The following is a 13,618-nucleotide window of genomic DNA, read 5'->3' as shown; positions in this document are numbered from 1 at the left end:
CCGGGTCAACACCATGGGTCTGTTTGCCGCGCCGGATCACGCTAGGGTGTTCGGGGTGGAGGGGAGAGCGATCATGCGCGCGGTGCTGGCGGCGGCCTTGCTGGCCTTGGGCGGCTGCGCGCCCGCCTACGATGTCGTGGTGCGCGGCGGCACGATCTACGACGGGTCGGGCGGCGCGCCGTTCAAGGGCGATGTCGCCATAGAAGGCGAGCGAGTCGTCGCCGTCGGCCGGGTCGCCGGCCGAGGTCGGACCGAGATCGACGCCAAGGGCCAGGCCGTGGCCCCCGGCTTCGTCAACATGCTCAGCTGGGCGACCGACAACCTGATCGCCGACGGCCGGGCGCTTTCGGAGCTGAAGCAGGGCGTCACGCTGGAGGTGATGGGCGAGGGCTCTTCGATGGGGCCGTGGTCGGACGCCATGAAGGCTCGCGAAAAGGCGCGTCAGGGCGACATCAAGTTCGACATCGCCTGGACCAGCCTCGACGGCTATCTCAGCCACATCGTCTCCCGAGGCGTCGCGCCGAACGTCGCCAGCCTGGTCGGGGCCGAGACGGTCCGCACCCATGTGCTGGGAAGCGAAGGCGATCTCGATCCGACTCCCGCCCAGCTCGAGCAGATGAAGGGGCTGGTCCGCTCGGCCATGGAGGACGGCGCGCTCGGCGTCGGCGCCGGCCTGATCTACGCGCCCGGGACCTATGCCGAGACCGACGAACTCGCCGCCCTCGCCGCCGAGGCCGGCCGCTGCGGGGGCGTCTACATGGCCCACATGCGCAGCGAGTCCGATCGTCTGCTGGAAGCCATCGACGAGACCATAGAAATCTCCCGCCGCTCCGGCGCCCCGGCCGAGATCTGGCATTTGAAGGCCGCCGGCCGTTCCAACTGGGGCAAGGAAGACGCCGCCATCGCCCGCATCGAGGCGGCCCGCGCCAAGGGGCAGCGGATCAGCGCCAACATGTATGCCTATACCGCCGGCTCCACCGGCCTGGACGCCGCCATGCCGACCTGGGTGCAGGCCGGCGGCCGCGAGGCCTGGATCGCCCGCCTGAAGGACCCGGCGATCCGCCGCCGCGTGCTGGCCGAGATGCGCGATGCGCATCCGACGTTCGAGAACCTCTATCGTCACGCCGGCGCCGAGGGCACGCTGCTGGTCGGCTTCCGCAATCCGGCGCTGAAGGGCCTCACCGGCAAGACCCTGGCCGAGGTCGCCAAGGCGCGCGGCGTCTCGCCCGAGGACGCCGCCATCGACCTCGTCATCGAGGACGGCAGCCGCGTCCAGGTGGTCTATTTCCTGATGAGCGAGGACAACCTCCGCCGGCAGACGGCCTTGCCCTGGATGAGCTTCGCCTCCGACGCCGGCGCCCAGGCGCCCGAGCCGCCGTTCCTGGCTTCGTCCACCCATCCGCGCGCCTACGGAAACTTCGCCCGCGTGCTCGGCAAGTATGTAAGGGAGGACAAGGCGCTGACCTTGGCCGAGGCCGTTCGCAAACTCTCCGTGCTGCCGGCCCGCAACCTCGGCCTGCACGACCGCGGAGTGCTGGCGCCCGGCCGCTACGCCGATATCGTCGTTTTCGATCCCGCCAGGGTCGCCGACACCGCCACTTACGAAAATCCCCGGTCTTTCGCCGTCGGCGTCTCCCAGGTGCTGGTCAACGGCAGGCTGGCGCTCAAGGACGGCGAACCGACGGGCGCCGCCACCGGTCAGGTGGTGCGCGGGCAAGGCTGGCGCGGCTGGCCGGACGGCGGCTGCCGCGCGCGCGCCTCGGACTGGACGTGGCTTTGGTGAGCGGGGTACCACCTCGCCCATGCCCGTCACCCTGGTCGGCCTCGACGCCGACGACACCCTCTGGCACTGCGAGACGATCTTTCGCCTGACCCACAAGCGGTTCGTCGAGCTGTTGGCCGACTTCGCCGACGAGGCGGCGCTGGAGGCGCGCCTCGCCGAGGTCGAGCGGCGTAATCTTCGCCTCTACGGCTACGGCGCCAAGGGCTTCACTCTCTCGGCCATTGAAACCGCCATCGAGATGACCGGCGGCCAGGTCTCCACCCGCGTGATCCAGGAAATTCTCGCCGCCGGCCGCGAGATCCTCATCCATCCGGTCGAGCCCCTGCCGGGCGTCGACCAGGCGCTCTCCGAGCTGACCGACCAGGGCTACCGCCTGGTGCTCATCACCAAGGGCGACCTGCTGCATCAGGAGCAGAAGCTGGCCGCCTCGGGCCTGGGCGAGCGCTTCCAGGCCGTCGAGATCGTCAGCGAAAAGGATGTCGACACTTACCGGCGCGTGTTCAGCCGCCACGGCGCCGGGCCGCAGCAGTCGGCCATGGTCGGCAACTCGGTGCGCTCCGACGTGCTGCCGGCGCTGGAGGCGGGCGCCTATGCCGCCTACGTGCCCTATCCGCTGGTCTGGGCGCATGAGGCGGCCGAGCTGCCGGCCGGTCACCCGCGCTATGCCGAACTGGCCACCCTCGCCGAATTGCCAGGCTGGCTGGCCAATCTGCGGGACTAGCTAGATCAGCGGCAGCGGCGGCGCCTCGACGGCTTCCCCCGCGACTTCTGGGCGCTTCACGCGCAGATTGTTCTGCACGTGGACGACCCCGGATACGTGCTCGGCGAGCATCTCGGCCCGGCGCTTGTCGTCGCGCGAGCGGACGTGGCCATCCAGGGTCACTTCGGCGTCCTTGACCGTCGCTTCGATCTCCCGGGCGTCGAGCCAGCTGTCGTCGGTGAGGCGATCGTTCACATCGTCGAAGATGCGGGCGTCGGAGCGGGCATAGGTCTTGGGGCCATGCCCACGGTGCTTACCGCCCGCGCCGGCGTATTCCCGCTTACGATTCCAGAACCGGCGTTCCTCGCCGCGGGCCAGCCGTTCGAGGATGTCGTCGGTGGCGAACACCCCGAAGCCTCCGAAATGGTCGTAGGGGTCGTTGGCGCGATAACTGTCGAGGTAGTCCGTGGCCGGGTCGGCGAGGGGATCGGCGTCGCGGGCGGCGATGCGATCCGCCATCCAGCGCCCGTCGGTCTTCGGCGATTTGTTCTGGTGGTCGGCCATGAAGCTGCTCCCTTGCAAACTCCCAACGCCCGTCCCGTTTCCCTCGAAACGGATGGGCCAAGGTGCAGGTTCCAAGGACTTTGAGGCCGAAAGCGGCCGACCTCGCGGTCGGCCGCCTCGTGGATCGAATGGCCCGGCTACAGCATCGGCAGCGGGCCGGTGTCCGCCCCGTCGTCGTCGCTGGGCTTAACTCGCAGGTTGTTCTGCACGTGGGTCACGCCGGAGACGTTCTCGGCCAGCATCTCGGCGCGGCGCTTGTCCTCGCGGGACAGCACGTGGCCGCTGAGGGTCACTTCGCGGTCCTGCACCTCGACATCGATGTCCTGGGCGTTCAGCCAGCTGTCGTCGGTCAGGCGGTCGTTGACGTCGTCGCGGATGCGCTCGTCAGAGCGGGCGTAATTCTTGGGTCCACGGCCGCGATGCTTGCCCTCGTCTCGGTCGCGGGGCCGGCCGAACATGCCGCGGTCGTCGCCTCGGGCCTGGCGATCCAGCACCTCATTGGCGCCGAAGCCGCCGGTTCCGCCGAAGCGGTCGTCATACCGGTCATCGGCCCGATAAGGCGTGCGCGGGTAGCGGTTGGCGCTCCGGGCTTCATCATCGCTGTAGAAACTGCGCGTCTCGGAGGTGCGGTCGAGCGCCGAGCCATAGGCGCCGTAGCCGTCGCCATAGCCGCCGCTGCTCGAGGCGCCGTAGTCGCTGAAGCTGCCCGGCGCGCGGGTCGCGGCGCCGACGCCGGTGGCCAGCGAACCCGAGCCGTAGCCGATGTCCTGATTCACGCGCGGGGCGCCGCGCAGGGGATGGCTGCGGTGGCGCTCGCCCCGATCGCGATCGGACCGGTCGTCGGCCCAGCGGCCTTCGCGATAGCCGCGCTGGCGGTCGCGGTCCTGGCCGTAGTCGGCCTCGCCGGCCCAGCGGTTGTCATTGTTCCAGCGGTCATTGTCATAGTCGGCCATGGGGTCGCTCCCTGCGAATTTCGGTTGGCCCGCCCCGGCGTCCCAACGAACGACCTGATTTCAGCGAAGTTCCAGTTTTCGCAAAAAGTTCAACCGCTTAAGGTGAAGCTAGGCTCGGCTATATTTCTCCTCCCCCGCATGCGGGGGAGGTGGATCGCCGCATGCGGCGAGACGGAGGGGGCGCACGCCGTGTGAATGTTCACTTGGAGTGAACTTCGCGCCGATGGATAACTGCACTCGTGCGCTACTCCGACGCCTTCCTTGAGGATCTGAAATCCCGTCTCCGGCTGTCCGACGTGATCGGCAAGACCGTGAAGCTGAAGCGGGCCGGGCGCGAGTACGTGGGCCTGTCGCCGTTCAACAAGGAAAAGAGCCCCTCGTTCTACGTCAACGACGAGAAGGGGTTCTTCCACGACTTCTCCAGCGGCAAGCACGGCGACCTGATCGCTTTCTACCAGGAAACCGAGCGGCTCTCCTTCGTCGAGGCCATCGAGCGCATGGCCGCCGAGGCCGGCGTCGCCCTACCGGACCCCGACCCTCAGTCGGCCAAGCAGGAGGAAAGGCGCCAGGGTCTGGTCGACTGGCTGGGCATGGCGGCCAAGTGGTTCGAGGGCGAACTTCGCCGGCCCGGAGGCCAGGCGGCGCGCGACTACCTGGAGCGCCGAGGCCTGCCGTCCAGCGAATGGGCGCGGTTCGGTATCGGATTTGCGCCCGGGGGTGGCGGGGGCAGCCGCACCGGGCTGAAGGACTACCTCGTCGCCAAGGGCGCCAAGCCCGCCGACCTCGTCGAGGCCGGTCTGCTGATCGCGCCCGAAGACGGCGGCCCGCCCTACGATCGCTTCCGCGACCGGATCATCTTCCCGATCACCGACACCCGAGGCCGGCCGATCTCGTTCGGCGGCCGGGCGATGGATCCCAACGCCCGGGCCAAGTACCTCAATGGTCCGGACAGTCCGCTGTTCGACAAGGGCCGCACGCTCTACGGCCTGTTCGAAGCCCGCAAGGTGCTGCATGCCGCCGGGGAGGGCGCCCCCCTCGTGGTGGTCGAAGGCTACATGGACGTCATCGCCTGCCAGCGGGCCGGCGTCGCCGCCGTCGCGCCCATGGGCACGGCCCTGACCGAGGGGCAGATGGAGCTGCTCTGGCGGCTGCACGGAGAGCCGACCCTCTGCTTCGACGGCGACAACGCCGGCCGCCGGGCCGCCGGCCGCGCCATTGATCGCGCCCTGCCCCTCTTGAAGCCCGGCCGCTCGTTCAAGTTCGCCCTGGTCAAGGGCGGCAAGGACCCCGACGACGTGCTACGCGAGCAGGGGCCGGCGGCCCTGAAGGCGCAGGTGGCCGACACCACGCCTTTCGTCGAGCAACTGTTCGAGCGCGAGCGCGAATTGAAGCCGCTCGACACGCCCGAGCAGAAGACCGACCTCAAGGTGCGCCTGCGCCAGCTCGCATCGAGCATCGCCGACGGCGACCTCGCCAAGGCCTACAAGGAAGACCTGCTCAGCCGCTTCGAGCAGCTGTGGAAGTCCGAGCGCCCCGTCTACGAGCAGGGCAGCCTCTCCCACGCCGCCCAGCAGATGTCTCGCCGTCGCTGGGACAAGACCCGCCGTCAGTCCTTGGAGCCGGCCACCCGCCAGGGCCTCGCCGCCGCCGCCGCCCTGGCCGCGTCGCCGCCGCCCCTGGCCGCCGCCCTGGTGGTCGCCGTTGTACAGCGCCCGAAACTTCTGGGCGATTCCATCGAGGTAATCGACGCCACCGACTTCGGCGACGCGACCCTGGACTCGATGGTCAAGGAACTGGTGGCGCTCAGCATCGGCGGCGATACGCCCGGCCCGGACCTGGTCAACAAGCGCCTGGCCGCCCGGGGCGTCACCGACGACGTCTTCTCGCGCATCCAGAAGGCCGCCGAACGCGCGCGCGCCGATTTCCTCTCCGAACACGACGAGGCGCAGGCCAAGCTCTCCTGGACCGCCGCGCTCGAGGCCCTGCGTCTGCTGGAAAGCGCCGAGCGCGCCGTGGAGGACGCCAAGAACGATCTCGCCCGCGACGGCGACATGGCGGCTCTCAACCGCCACAAGGAGCAACGCGACCGCCAGAAGCGCATCGTTCGCGCCGGCGCCTGGCTGGACCCGGACAACGCGGCGTTGCACTAAGCCCGTCGCCTGGGGCGCGCAGGGTTAGGTGGCCGCCTAACCCGCCCAGCGTGCTCCAAACACTAGGAAATGGAGCCTCTTCAGGCTCCAGACGGGAGACCTCACATGGACGTCGGATTCATCGGGCTCGGCATGATGGGCGTCGGCATGGCGCGCAACCTCGCCAAGGCCGGCCATACCGTGAAGGCCTGGAACCGTTCGCCCGTGGCGGCCGATGTCGCCGATGATCTGACCGTGGTTGCCACCCCCGCCGAGGCGTTCGACGCCGACGCCGTCTTCACCATGCTGTCCGACGACGCCGCCATCCGCGCCGTGGTGCTGGAGGGCGACCTCCTGGCCGCCGCGCGGCCCGGCGCGGTGCACATCTGCGCCGCCACCATCTCCGTCGCCTTCGCCGAGGAACTGGCGGCCGTCCACGCCGAGCGGGGGGTGCTCTACCTCTCGGCCCCGGTGTTCGGTCGCCCGGACGCGGCCGCCGCCGCCCAGCTCAACATCGTCGCCGCCGGCCCCGCCGCCGCCGTGGACAAGGCCCGGCCGCTGCTCGACGCCGTCGGCCGCCGCACCTGGGTGCTGGGCGAAGACGCCAAGGCCGCCAACGCCGGCAAGATCGCCGGCAACATGATGATCGCCATGGCCATCGAGGCCATGGGCGAGGCCGCCGCCCTGACCGAGGCCAACGGTCTCGACCCGGCGGTCTTCCTGGACATCATGCAGGAGACCGTCTTCGGCGCCCGCGCCTACATGAACTACAGCCCAAACATCGTCTCCGGCCGCTACGAGCCGGGCTTCAAGATGACCCTGGGCCTTAAGGACCTGCGCCTCGCCGAGGCCGCGCGCGCTTCCGCCGGCCTGCGGCTGCCGATGCTCGACGCCGTGCGCGGCCAGATGACGGCGGCGGTCGAGGCCGGGCTGGGCGACAGGGACTGGTCGGCCGTCGCCGGCTTCACGCGGAACGCCAAGCCCGCCTGAACCTCCGGAAAAGCCTGTGGACAGCTTGACTCACGGGGCGCCGCACGCCATCTGCGGCCCTGTGGATTCGCCGCGCTGCTGAAACGACGTCGACCGGGCCGCCGCCATGCCGAGCGCGCCCTTCATGAAATCGGACGTCAAATTCACACGCGCCGGGGCCCATGACCGCTCGCCGGAGTCGCCTCCGCGCGGGTGCTTGGCCGTCTGCGTCGGGTTGACGCGGGCTGCGCCAGCCATGGAACCCTTGCGCCCTGACGCGGCTCTCTCATTTGAAGCGCATTCGCGCCCTTGAACGTTTTTCCGGTGAACGGGCCTCGCCCTCCGTTCGCCGCCTCGGAGACCTTGATGAGCAGCACGACCCAGACGGCCGAAGCCGAAGCGCCCGAAACCACCGGCGGCGACGGCCCCCTGCTCGACCTCACCGACGCCGGGGTCAAGAAGTTCATCAAGCAGGCCAAGGCGCGCGGCTACGTCACCATGGACGAGCTGAACAAGGTGCTGCCCAGCGAGGAAGTCACCTCCGAGGCCATCGAAGACACCCTGGCCATGCTGTCGGAGATGGGCGTCAACGTCGTCGAGGCGGAAGAAGACGCCCAGGACGCCGAGGGCGGCGAGGTGGTCGCCCGCGAAGAGCAGAACGTCATCGAGAGCGAAAAGCCGGCGACCTTCGACCGCACGGACGACCCGGTGCGGATGTACCTGCGCGAGATGGGCAGCGTGGAGCTGCTGTCGCGCGAGGGCGAAATCGCCATCGCCAAGCGCATCGAAGCCGGCCGCGACACCATGATCCGGGGCCTCTGCGAGAGCGCGCTGACCTTCGAAGCCATCATGGTGTGGCGCGAGGAGCTGGGCACCGGCCGCATCCTGCTGCGCGAAGTCATCGACCTCGAACAGACCTACAGCGCCATCAACGGCATCGCGGCGCCGGGCGCGCCGGGCGGCGCTCCGACCGCCGAGGGCGAGGAAGGCGAAGAGGAAGAAGCCGCTCCCGCCGAGGGCGCGGCCGAGGGCGAAAAGCCGGAAGGCGAGGGCGACGACGACGACTTCGACGACGGCGCCGGCCCGACCGTCAGCGCCATGGAAGGCGAGCTGCGCGAAGGCGTCATGGCCACGCTCGACAGCATCGCGGCCGAGTTCGAAGGCTTCCGCAAGCTGCAGGAAAAGCTCGTCGACCGCCGCCTGAAGGGCGAGGACCTCACCGACGCCGAGCGCAAGGCCTATATCGCGGCCACCGGCGAGATCGTCGGCAAGCTGAAGACCCTGAAGCTCAACAACAACCGCATCGAGGCCCTGGTCGACCAGCTCTATGCGATCAACCGTCGCCTCGTGGCGCTGGAAGGCCGCCTGCTGCGGCTGGCCGACAGCTACGGCATCAGCCGCACGGAGTTCCTGAAGGCCTATTTCGGCGCCGAGCTGAACCCGAACTGGGCCGACAGCGTCAAACAGCTCGGCGTGCGCTGGACCAAGTTCTCCGAGAACGACGGCAGCTCGATCGGCGACATCCGCCAGGAAATCGCCGCCCTGGCCACCGAGACCGGCGTGCCGATCGACGACTACCGCCGCATCGTGCAGACGGTGCAGAAGGGCGAGCGCGAGGCCCGTCAGGCCAAGAAGGAAATGGTCGAGGCCAACCTGCGCCTGGTGATCTCCATCGCCAAGAAGTACACGAACCGCGGCCTGCAATTCCTTGATCTTATTCAGGAAGGCAACATCGGTCTGATGAAGGCGGTCGACAAGTTCGAGTACCGTCGCGGCTACAAGTTCTCGACCTACGCCACCTGGTGGATCCGTCAGGCGATCACCCGCTCGATCGCCGACCAGGCTCGCACCATCCGTATTCCGGTGCACATGATCGAGACGATCAACAAGATCGTCCGCACCAGCCGCCAGATGCTGCACGAGATCGGCCGCGAGCCGACCCCCGAAGAGCTGGCCGAAAAGCTGGCCATGCCGCTGGAGAAGGTCCGCAAGGTCCTGAAGATCGCCAAGGAGCCGATCTCGCTCGAAACTCCGATCGGCGACGAGGAAGATAGCCACCTCGGCGATTTCATCGAGGACAAGAACGCCGTCCTGCCGATCGACGCCGCCATCCAGTCGAACCTGCGCGAGACCACCACGCGCGTGTTGGCCAGCCTGACCCCGCGCGAGGAACGCGTCCTGCGCATGCGTTTCGGCATCGGCATGAACACCGACCACACCCTCGAGGAGGTCGGCCAGCAGTTCAGCGTCACCCGCGAACGCATCCGCCAAATCGAAGCCAAGGCCCTGCGCAAGCTCAAGCACCCGAGCCGCAGCCGGAAGCTCCGCAGCTTCCTGGACAGCTAGATTTAACCCGCTCATCCCGGCGAAGGCCGGGACCGAAGCCGAGCCTCAGCAACGGGGCTCGGCTTTTTTTCTTGGTTGCGATCCGCCCTGAACGTCAGCTTGGCTCCCCCGGCGTTTGCCGGGGAGGGTGGAATAGGCGTTCATGCACGGGGCCTTAACATCCGGACGCCTAGGCTCCTCCCATCAGAAGCTCCCGCAAGCGGAGCGGAGGACGCGTCAATGGCCACAAGCCGCACGTCGCTGGTGAAGTCGCCGCTCGATCACTTCGAGCCGGAAGAGGTCACCGATCCCCAGGCCCAGCGCCGTCTGCGCGGCCAGCTCGAACAGATCGACTACACGGCTTTCGCCGCCAACAAGGCGGCCATCGGCGCCCTGATCGGCCAGGTCGAACCCCAGCAGATCCAGCGCCTGGCCGTCGCCACCGCCCAGGCCCGCGCCCAGTGGATCGCCGCCGCCCTCGCTGCGGCCGAGCAGGGGCGCCAGGCCGAGCCGTCAGAGGTCGCCCGCATCGCCCAGCTGCGCGAGGCGTGGAACGAGTTCGCCGAGGCCTACGAAGGCCTGCGCCGCATGATCGGCCGGGGCTACGTCACCTACGAGGCCGGGCACTAGGCCGCCGTTAGCCTTCGAAGATATTCGCGAACCCGCCGTAGATCATGCGCTTGCCGTCGAACGGCATGTCCATGTTCTTCATGCGCGCATCGTCCATCATCCTGGCCCAGCCGGCGTCGCGGGTGGACTTGTCCGGCCAGACGACCCACGAAAACACCACCACCTCGTCGGCGGTGGCCTGCACCGCGCGCTTGAAATCCGTGACCTTGCCGTCCGGCACGTCGTCGCCCCAGTTTTCCATCACCGCGAGGGCGCCGTTCTCCTTGAACACCTCGGCCGCCATGGTGGCGGACTTCAGGTAGGCGTCCTTGTTGCCCTTGGGCACCGGGCACAGAAAGCCATCGACGTAGCTCATGGGTCGCTCCTCCGGATTTTGGTTTCGATCACTCTGAACCCGGAAAGCGGTGACGGCCAGCGCCATCAGCGAGCGGGTCGGTCCTCGCCGCCGCCGCGATGCCGCACCACGCCGTCGGCGTCGTGCGGCGCATGCCGGTCGGGATCGTCGCGGTCGAGGCCGCCGCGTCCGGCCGCCGGCTCGCCGCCGCGCAGCTCCGCATTGGCCGGGTCGGGCATCTCGAACGTGCCGACCAGTTCGCCGCTGGCCAGGGTCGTCCCCTTCAGGGCGTTGAGCAGTTCGGCCAGGGGCGTGTCGGGATGCAGTCCGAGCCGCTTCGAGAGGGCGAACAGCTGGAAGTGATAGCGATGCACGCCGTGGCCCGGCGGCGGCTTCATGCCGTACCAGCCGTACTCCCCGGCGTCGTTCCTGCCCTGCTTGGCGCCGTCGATCTGTTGGCTCGGGGAGATGCCGCGCGGCAGGCCGGTCGCCGTCCCCGGGATGTCCCACACCAGCCAATGCACGAAGGGCTTGTCGCGCGGCGCGTCGGGGTCCTCGACGACCAGGGCGTAGCTTTCCGCCTCCAGCACAGCGTTCCAGGTCAGCGCCGGCGAGAGGTTGTCGCCCGCCTTCGAATGTATCGGATCAAGCCGGCCGTCGGCGTCGACCGCCGGCGAGACGACGACGAGGCCGCCCTGGCCCATCTGCGGCTGCACCGCCTGGATGGTCAGCGGAACGCGAGCGTGGTCGGGGCCGTGCGACTGGGCCATGGTGATCTCCTTCGTGACGCGAGGGCGAAACGGGCCTCGGAGGGAAGCGTTCGGCTCAGCTAGGGCTTTCTTCCCAGCGGGTGCTTGCTCTCCACCACCTCGCGCAGGCGGTCGCCGGCGACGTGGGTGTAGATCTGGGTGGTGCCGATGTCGGCGTGGCCGAGCAGGGTCTGCACGACCCTGAGGTCCGCCCCGCCTTCCAGCAGGTGGGTGGCGAAGGCGTGGCGCAGCACGTGCGGGCTCACCTTTTCGGGATCGACCCCGGCGGCGAGGGCGGCGGCCTCCAGGCGCTGGGCGAAGCGACGCGGAGTCAGGCGGCCGGTCGCGCCGCTGGAAGGGAACAGCCAGGGGCTTTCTTTCACGCCCTTCGGCAGGAAGGCCTTTCGCACGTCCAGATAGGCCTTCACCGCCGCGCGGGCGGCGACGTTCAGCGGCGCGAGCCGTTCCTTGCCGCCCTTGCCCTTGATCATCAGATAGGCCGGGTCCCGCGCCACGGCGAGGTAGGTCAGCCCGACCAGTTCCGAGACCCGCAGGCCCGAGGCGTAGGCCAGCTCGATCAGGGCGGCCATGCGCAGGCCCTGCTTGCCGTCCTCGGCGGCGGCGGCGGCGGCGATCAGCCGGTCCATCTCCTCGCGGCTCAGCACCTTGGGCAGGGGCCGCCCGGCCTTGGGCGCGGCGACGCGGCGGGAGGGATCGTCGGTGCGCCAGCCCTCGCCGAGCACGAAGCGATAGAACTGCCGCATGGCGGCGCGGCGTCGCGCGGCGGTGGCGGCCGAAAGCCCCCGCGCGCCGAGATCGGCGAAATAGGCCTCGATGGTCGCGGCGTCGGCGCCGGCCAGGCTGTCGCCCCTGGCGGCCAGGAAGCCCCGCGCGTCCCCCAGGTCCTTCGCATAGGCCTTCAGGGTGTTGGCGGCGGCGGCGCGTTCGACCGCCATCATTTCCATGAAGGCGTCGACCCAGGCCCCATCCTTGGCCGCGCTCATTTGACCTGCAGTTGCAGCAGCCCCTCGACGGCGAAGGCGCGGGCGTCGTCATCGAGGCCGGCGCGGCGCAGGGCCTGGACGATGCGCGCCCGGTCGGCCGGAGCGGGGCCGGCGGCGCCGACGTCGGCGACGCTGAGGGCCAGCAGGGCGGCCTCGCCCTTCAGGCCCGCCTCGGCGGCGGCGTCCAGCGCGGTCAGGCGGGCGGGCAGGGCGGCGCCGCGGGGCGTGGTGAAGCCGGCGAATTCGGCCCGCGCCTCGGGGCCCATCGCACCGCCGAACGCGGCCAGGATCATGGCCGCGGGCTGGGCGTTCGACTTGGCGTCGATGCGGCCGCGCTCGACCACGCGGTCCAGCGTCGGCGCGTCCACCTTGCCGCCGGCCACGGCGATCAGGGCGTCGAGCAGGGCCAGATCGGTCGGCCCGGCGCCGGGGATCGCATCTCCGGTCAGGCCGGCGCGGATCGCCTGCGCGGAGGCCAGGTCGCCGGCGGCGATGGCGGCGCGGGCGAACAACACCGGATCCTGCAGCACGGCCTTGGCCTCGGCCTGGGCGGCGATGGCGGGCGCGACGTCCTTGGCGGCGGCGGTGAACTCGGCGAGCCCCTTGGTCTTGCGCAGGAAGGCGAGGGTCGAGGCCTCGGCCTGGGTGTAGTCGCCGACGATGGGCGGGTTGGGCGGCGGCGGCGGCGTGAGTTTGGCCTTCAGGGCCGGCGGGGCGGTGGCGAGCGCCGCGTCGAGCGGCAGGTTCAACTGTCGCGAAAGCGCGTAGTCGAGGCCGTTGCGCAGGGACGCCGCGCCCGGTTCCCCAACCCCCAGGACGGCGCCCATGAGCCGGACATAGACGGCGTCGCGGGTCTGGTTGGCCAGGGTGAAGCTCAGTTGGGCCGCGTCGGTCTCGCCGGCCCGGGCCTGGCAGAAAGCGCGCAGCCGCAGCCAGTAGCTGTTGCCGCGATCGACGCTCACCGCCTCGCCGGCGCGGCAGGCCTTGTCGTCGTCGCCGTCGATCAGGGCGGCCTCGGCGGCGGCCTGCGACAGGGTCGCGCTGGCCGCGACATTGGGCGTCCGGTCGATGATCGCGCGGGCTGCGTCGACGTCGCCCAGGGCCAGCAGGGCCTTCACCCGCGCCCCGGCGAGGTCGGCGTCGCCGCCCGCGCCTTCGGGCGCCGAGGCCCCGGTGGCCAGCACGCGCCGGGCAAGGCCCGCGGTGGCGGGCGACAGGGGCTTGGCGCCGATGGTCGGCAGGATGTCCCGCACCAGCGGGGCCGAGGCGCCCCTCCAGAGGTCGGCGGACAGCCCGGTGTCGGCCGATCCGGCCGAGAACAGGTCGAGCGCGTCCAGCGACTGCACCTGCACGGCGCCCGGCGCCAGGGGTTGCACCTCCACCGGACCCGGGGTCGGCGCCTGGGCCTGGGCCGCGAAGGCGGCGGCCAGAACGGGCAGGGCCAGGGTGGCGACAACCTTGCGGACCATGGAATCCCT

Annotated in this window: 12 protein-coding genes; 6 read left to right on the top strand and 6 right to left on the bottom strand. The window is 69.9% G+C overall.

Annotation, left to right across the window (positions count from 1 at the left end):
* Positions 1-73 precede the first annotated feature (73 nt).
* Both ACFLIT_RS11395 and ACFLIT_RS11390 read left to right on the top strand, forming a co-directional pair.
* Entirely contained in the window at positions 74-1,783 is a 1,710-nt protein-coding gene (locus ACFLIT_RS11395) for an N-acyl-D-amino-acid deacylase family protein (protein WP_479911350.1), read from the top strand.
* A 19-nt stretch (positions 1,784-1,802) separates the two neighbouring features.
* The gene (locus ACFLIT_RS11390) at positions 1,803-2,504 is read left to right on the top strand and encodes an HAD family hydrolase (protein ID WP_479911349.1); all 702 of its coding nucleotides are present in this window, start codon (positions 1,803-1,805) and stop codon (positions 2,502-2,504) included.
* Here ACFLIT_RS11390 and ACFLIT_RS11385 read toward each other — a convergent pair whose 3' ends face one another.
* Positions 2,505-3,047 (bottom strand): BON domain-containing protein, encoded by a 543-nt coding sequence (locus ACFLIT_RS11385; protein WP_479911348.1) that lies wholly within the window; start codon positions 3,045-3,047, stop codon positions 2,505-2,507.
* Positions 3,048-3,184: 137 nt separating this feature from the next.
* The gene (locus ACFLIT_RS11380) at positions 3,185-4,000 is read right to left on the bottom strand and encodes a BON domain-containing protein (protein ID WP_479911347.1); all 816 of its coding nucleotides are present in this window, start codon (positions 3,998-4,000) and stop codon (positions 3,185-3,187) included.
* Positions 4,001-4,239: 239 nt separating this feature from the next.
* Between ACFLIT_RS11380 and dnaG the strand changes: the two genes are divergently transcribed.
* The 4 genes from dnaG (at position 4,240) to ACFLIT_RS11360 (ending at position 10,053) form a co-directional block, all read left to right on the top strand.
* On the top strand, positions 4,240-6,150 hold the full coding sequence (dnaG, locus tag ACFLIT_RS11375; protein ID WP_479911346.1) for a DNA primase: 1,911 nt from the start codon (positions 4,240-4,242) through the stop codon (positions 6,148-6,150).
* Between the two features lie 105 nt (positions 6,151-6,255).
* Positions 6,256-7,119 carry an NAD(P)-dependent oxidoreductase gene (locus ACFLIT_RS11370; RefSeq protein ID WP_479911345.1) on the top strand — a complete coding sequence of 288 codons (864 nt, stop codon included), beginning with the start codon at positions 6,256-6,258 and terminating at the stop codon, positions 7,117-7,119.
* A 345-nt stretch (positions 7,120-7,464) separates the two neighbouring features.
* Positions 7,465-9,444 carry an RNA polymerase sigma factor RpoD gene (gene rpoD, locus ACFLIT_RS11365; protein ID WP_479911344.1) on the top strand — a complete coding sequence of 660 codons (1,980 nt, stop codon included), beginning with the start codon at positions 7,465-7,467 and terminating at the stop codon, positions 9,442-9,444.
* Positions 9,445-9,663: 219 nt separating this feature from the next.
* Positions 9,664-10,053 (top strand): hypothetical protein, encoded by a 390-nt coding sequence (locus tag ACFLIT_RS11360; RefSeq protein ID WP_479911343.1) that lies wholly within the window; start codon positions 9,664-9,666, stop codon positions 10,051-10,053.
* Between the two features lie 7 nt (positions 10,054-10,060).
* On the opposite strand, the gene ACFLIT_RS11355 is transcribed toward ACFLIT_RS11360, so the two are convergent.
* The 4 genes from ACFLIT_RS11355 to ACFLIT_RS11340 all read right to left on the bottom strand — a co-directional run bounded on the left by ACFLIT_RS11355 (position 10,061) and on the right by ACFLIT_RS11340 (position 13,609).
* Positions 10,061-10,408: a DUF1428 domain-containing protein gene (locus tag ACFLIT_RS11355; RefSeq protein WP_479911342.1), complete on the bottom strand. Its 348-nt coding sequence runs from the start codon at positions 10,406-10,408 to the stop codon at positions 10,061-10,063.
* A gap of 65 nt (positions 10,409-10,473) precedes the next feature.
* On the bottom strand, positions 10,474-11,157 hold the full coding sequence (locus ACFLIT_RS11350) for a YbhB/YbcL family Raf kinase inhibitor-like protein (RefSeq protein WP_479911341.1): 684 nt from the start codon (positions 11,155-11,157) through the stop codon (positions 10,474-10,476).
* Positions 11,158-11,216: 59 nt separating this feature from the next.
* Positions 11,217-12,140, bottom strand: coding sequence for a site-specific tyrosine recombinase XerD (locus tag ACFLIT_RS11345; protein WP_479911340.1), 924 nt, complete (start codon positions 12,138-12,140; stop codon positions 11,217-11,219).
* Positions 12,137-13,609 (bottom strand): hypothetical protein, encoded by a 1,473-nt coding sequence (locus ACFLIT_RS11340; protein ID WP_479911339.1) that lies wholly within the window; start codon positions 13,607-13,609, stop codon positions 12,137-12,139. The genes ACFLIT_RS11345 and ACFLIT_RS11340 overlap by 4 nt, the downstream gene beginning before the upstream one ends.
* Positions 13,610-13,618: the final 9 nt, after the last annotated feature.

Source organism: Caulobacter sp. HJHS_5 (assembly GCF_056683955.1).
This window is presented reverse-complemented; position numbering and strand designations above follow the sequence as displayed.

Bases quoted from the DNA above. Each gene is read 5' to 3' on its own strand.
- ACFLIT_RS11345 (WP_479911340.1), bottom strand. From the start codon at position 12,140: ATGAGCGCGGCCAAGGATGGGGCCTGGGTCGACGCCTTCATGGAAATG.
- ACFLIT_RS11355 (WP_479911342.1), bottom strand. From the start codon at position 10,408: ATGAGCTACGTCGATGGCTTTCTGTGCCCGGTGCCCAAGGGCAACAAG.
- ACFLIT_RS11390 (WP_479911349.1), top strand. From the start codon at position 1,803: ATGCCCGTCACCCTGGTCGGCCTCGACGCCGACGACACCCTCTGGCAC.
- rpoD (WP_479911344.1), top strand. From the start codon at position 7,465: ATGAGCAGCACGACCCAGACGGCCGAAGCCGAAGCGCCCGAAACCACC.
- ACFLIT_RS11380 (WP_479911347.1), bottom strand. From the start codon at position 4,000: ATGGCCGACTATGACAATGACCGCTGGAACAATGACAACCGCTGGGCC.
- ACFLIT_RS11370 (WP_479911345.1), top strand. From the start codon at position 6,256: ATGGACGTCGGATTCATCGGGCTCGGCATGATGGGCGTCGGCATGGCG.
- ACFLIT_RS11350 (WP_479911341.1), bottom strand. From the start codon at position 11,157: ATGGCCCAGTCGCACGGCCCCGACCACGCTCGCGTTCCGCTGACCATC.
- ACFLIT_RS11360 (WP_479911343.1), top strand. From the start codon at position 9,664: ATGGCCACAAGCCGCACGTCGCTGGTGAAGTCGCCGCTCGATCACTTC.
- ACFLIT_RS11385 (WP_479911348.1), bottom strand. From the start codon at position 3,047: ATGGCCGACCACCAGAACAAATCGCCGAAGACCGACGGGCGCTGGATG.
- ACFLIT_RS11395 (WP_479911350.1), top strand. From the start codon at position 74: ATGCGCGCGGTGCTGGCGGCGGCCTTGCTGGCCTTGGGCGGCTGCGCG.
- ACFLIT_RS11340 (WP_479911339.1), bottom strand. From the start codon at position 13,609: ATGGTCCGCAAGGTTGTCGCCACCCTGGCCCTGCCCGTTCTGGCCGCC.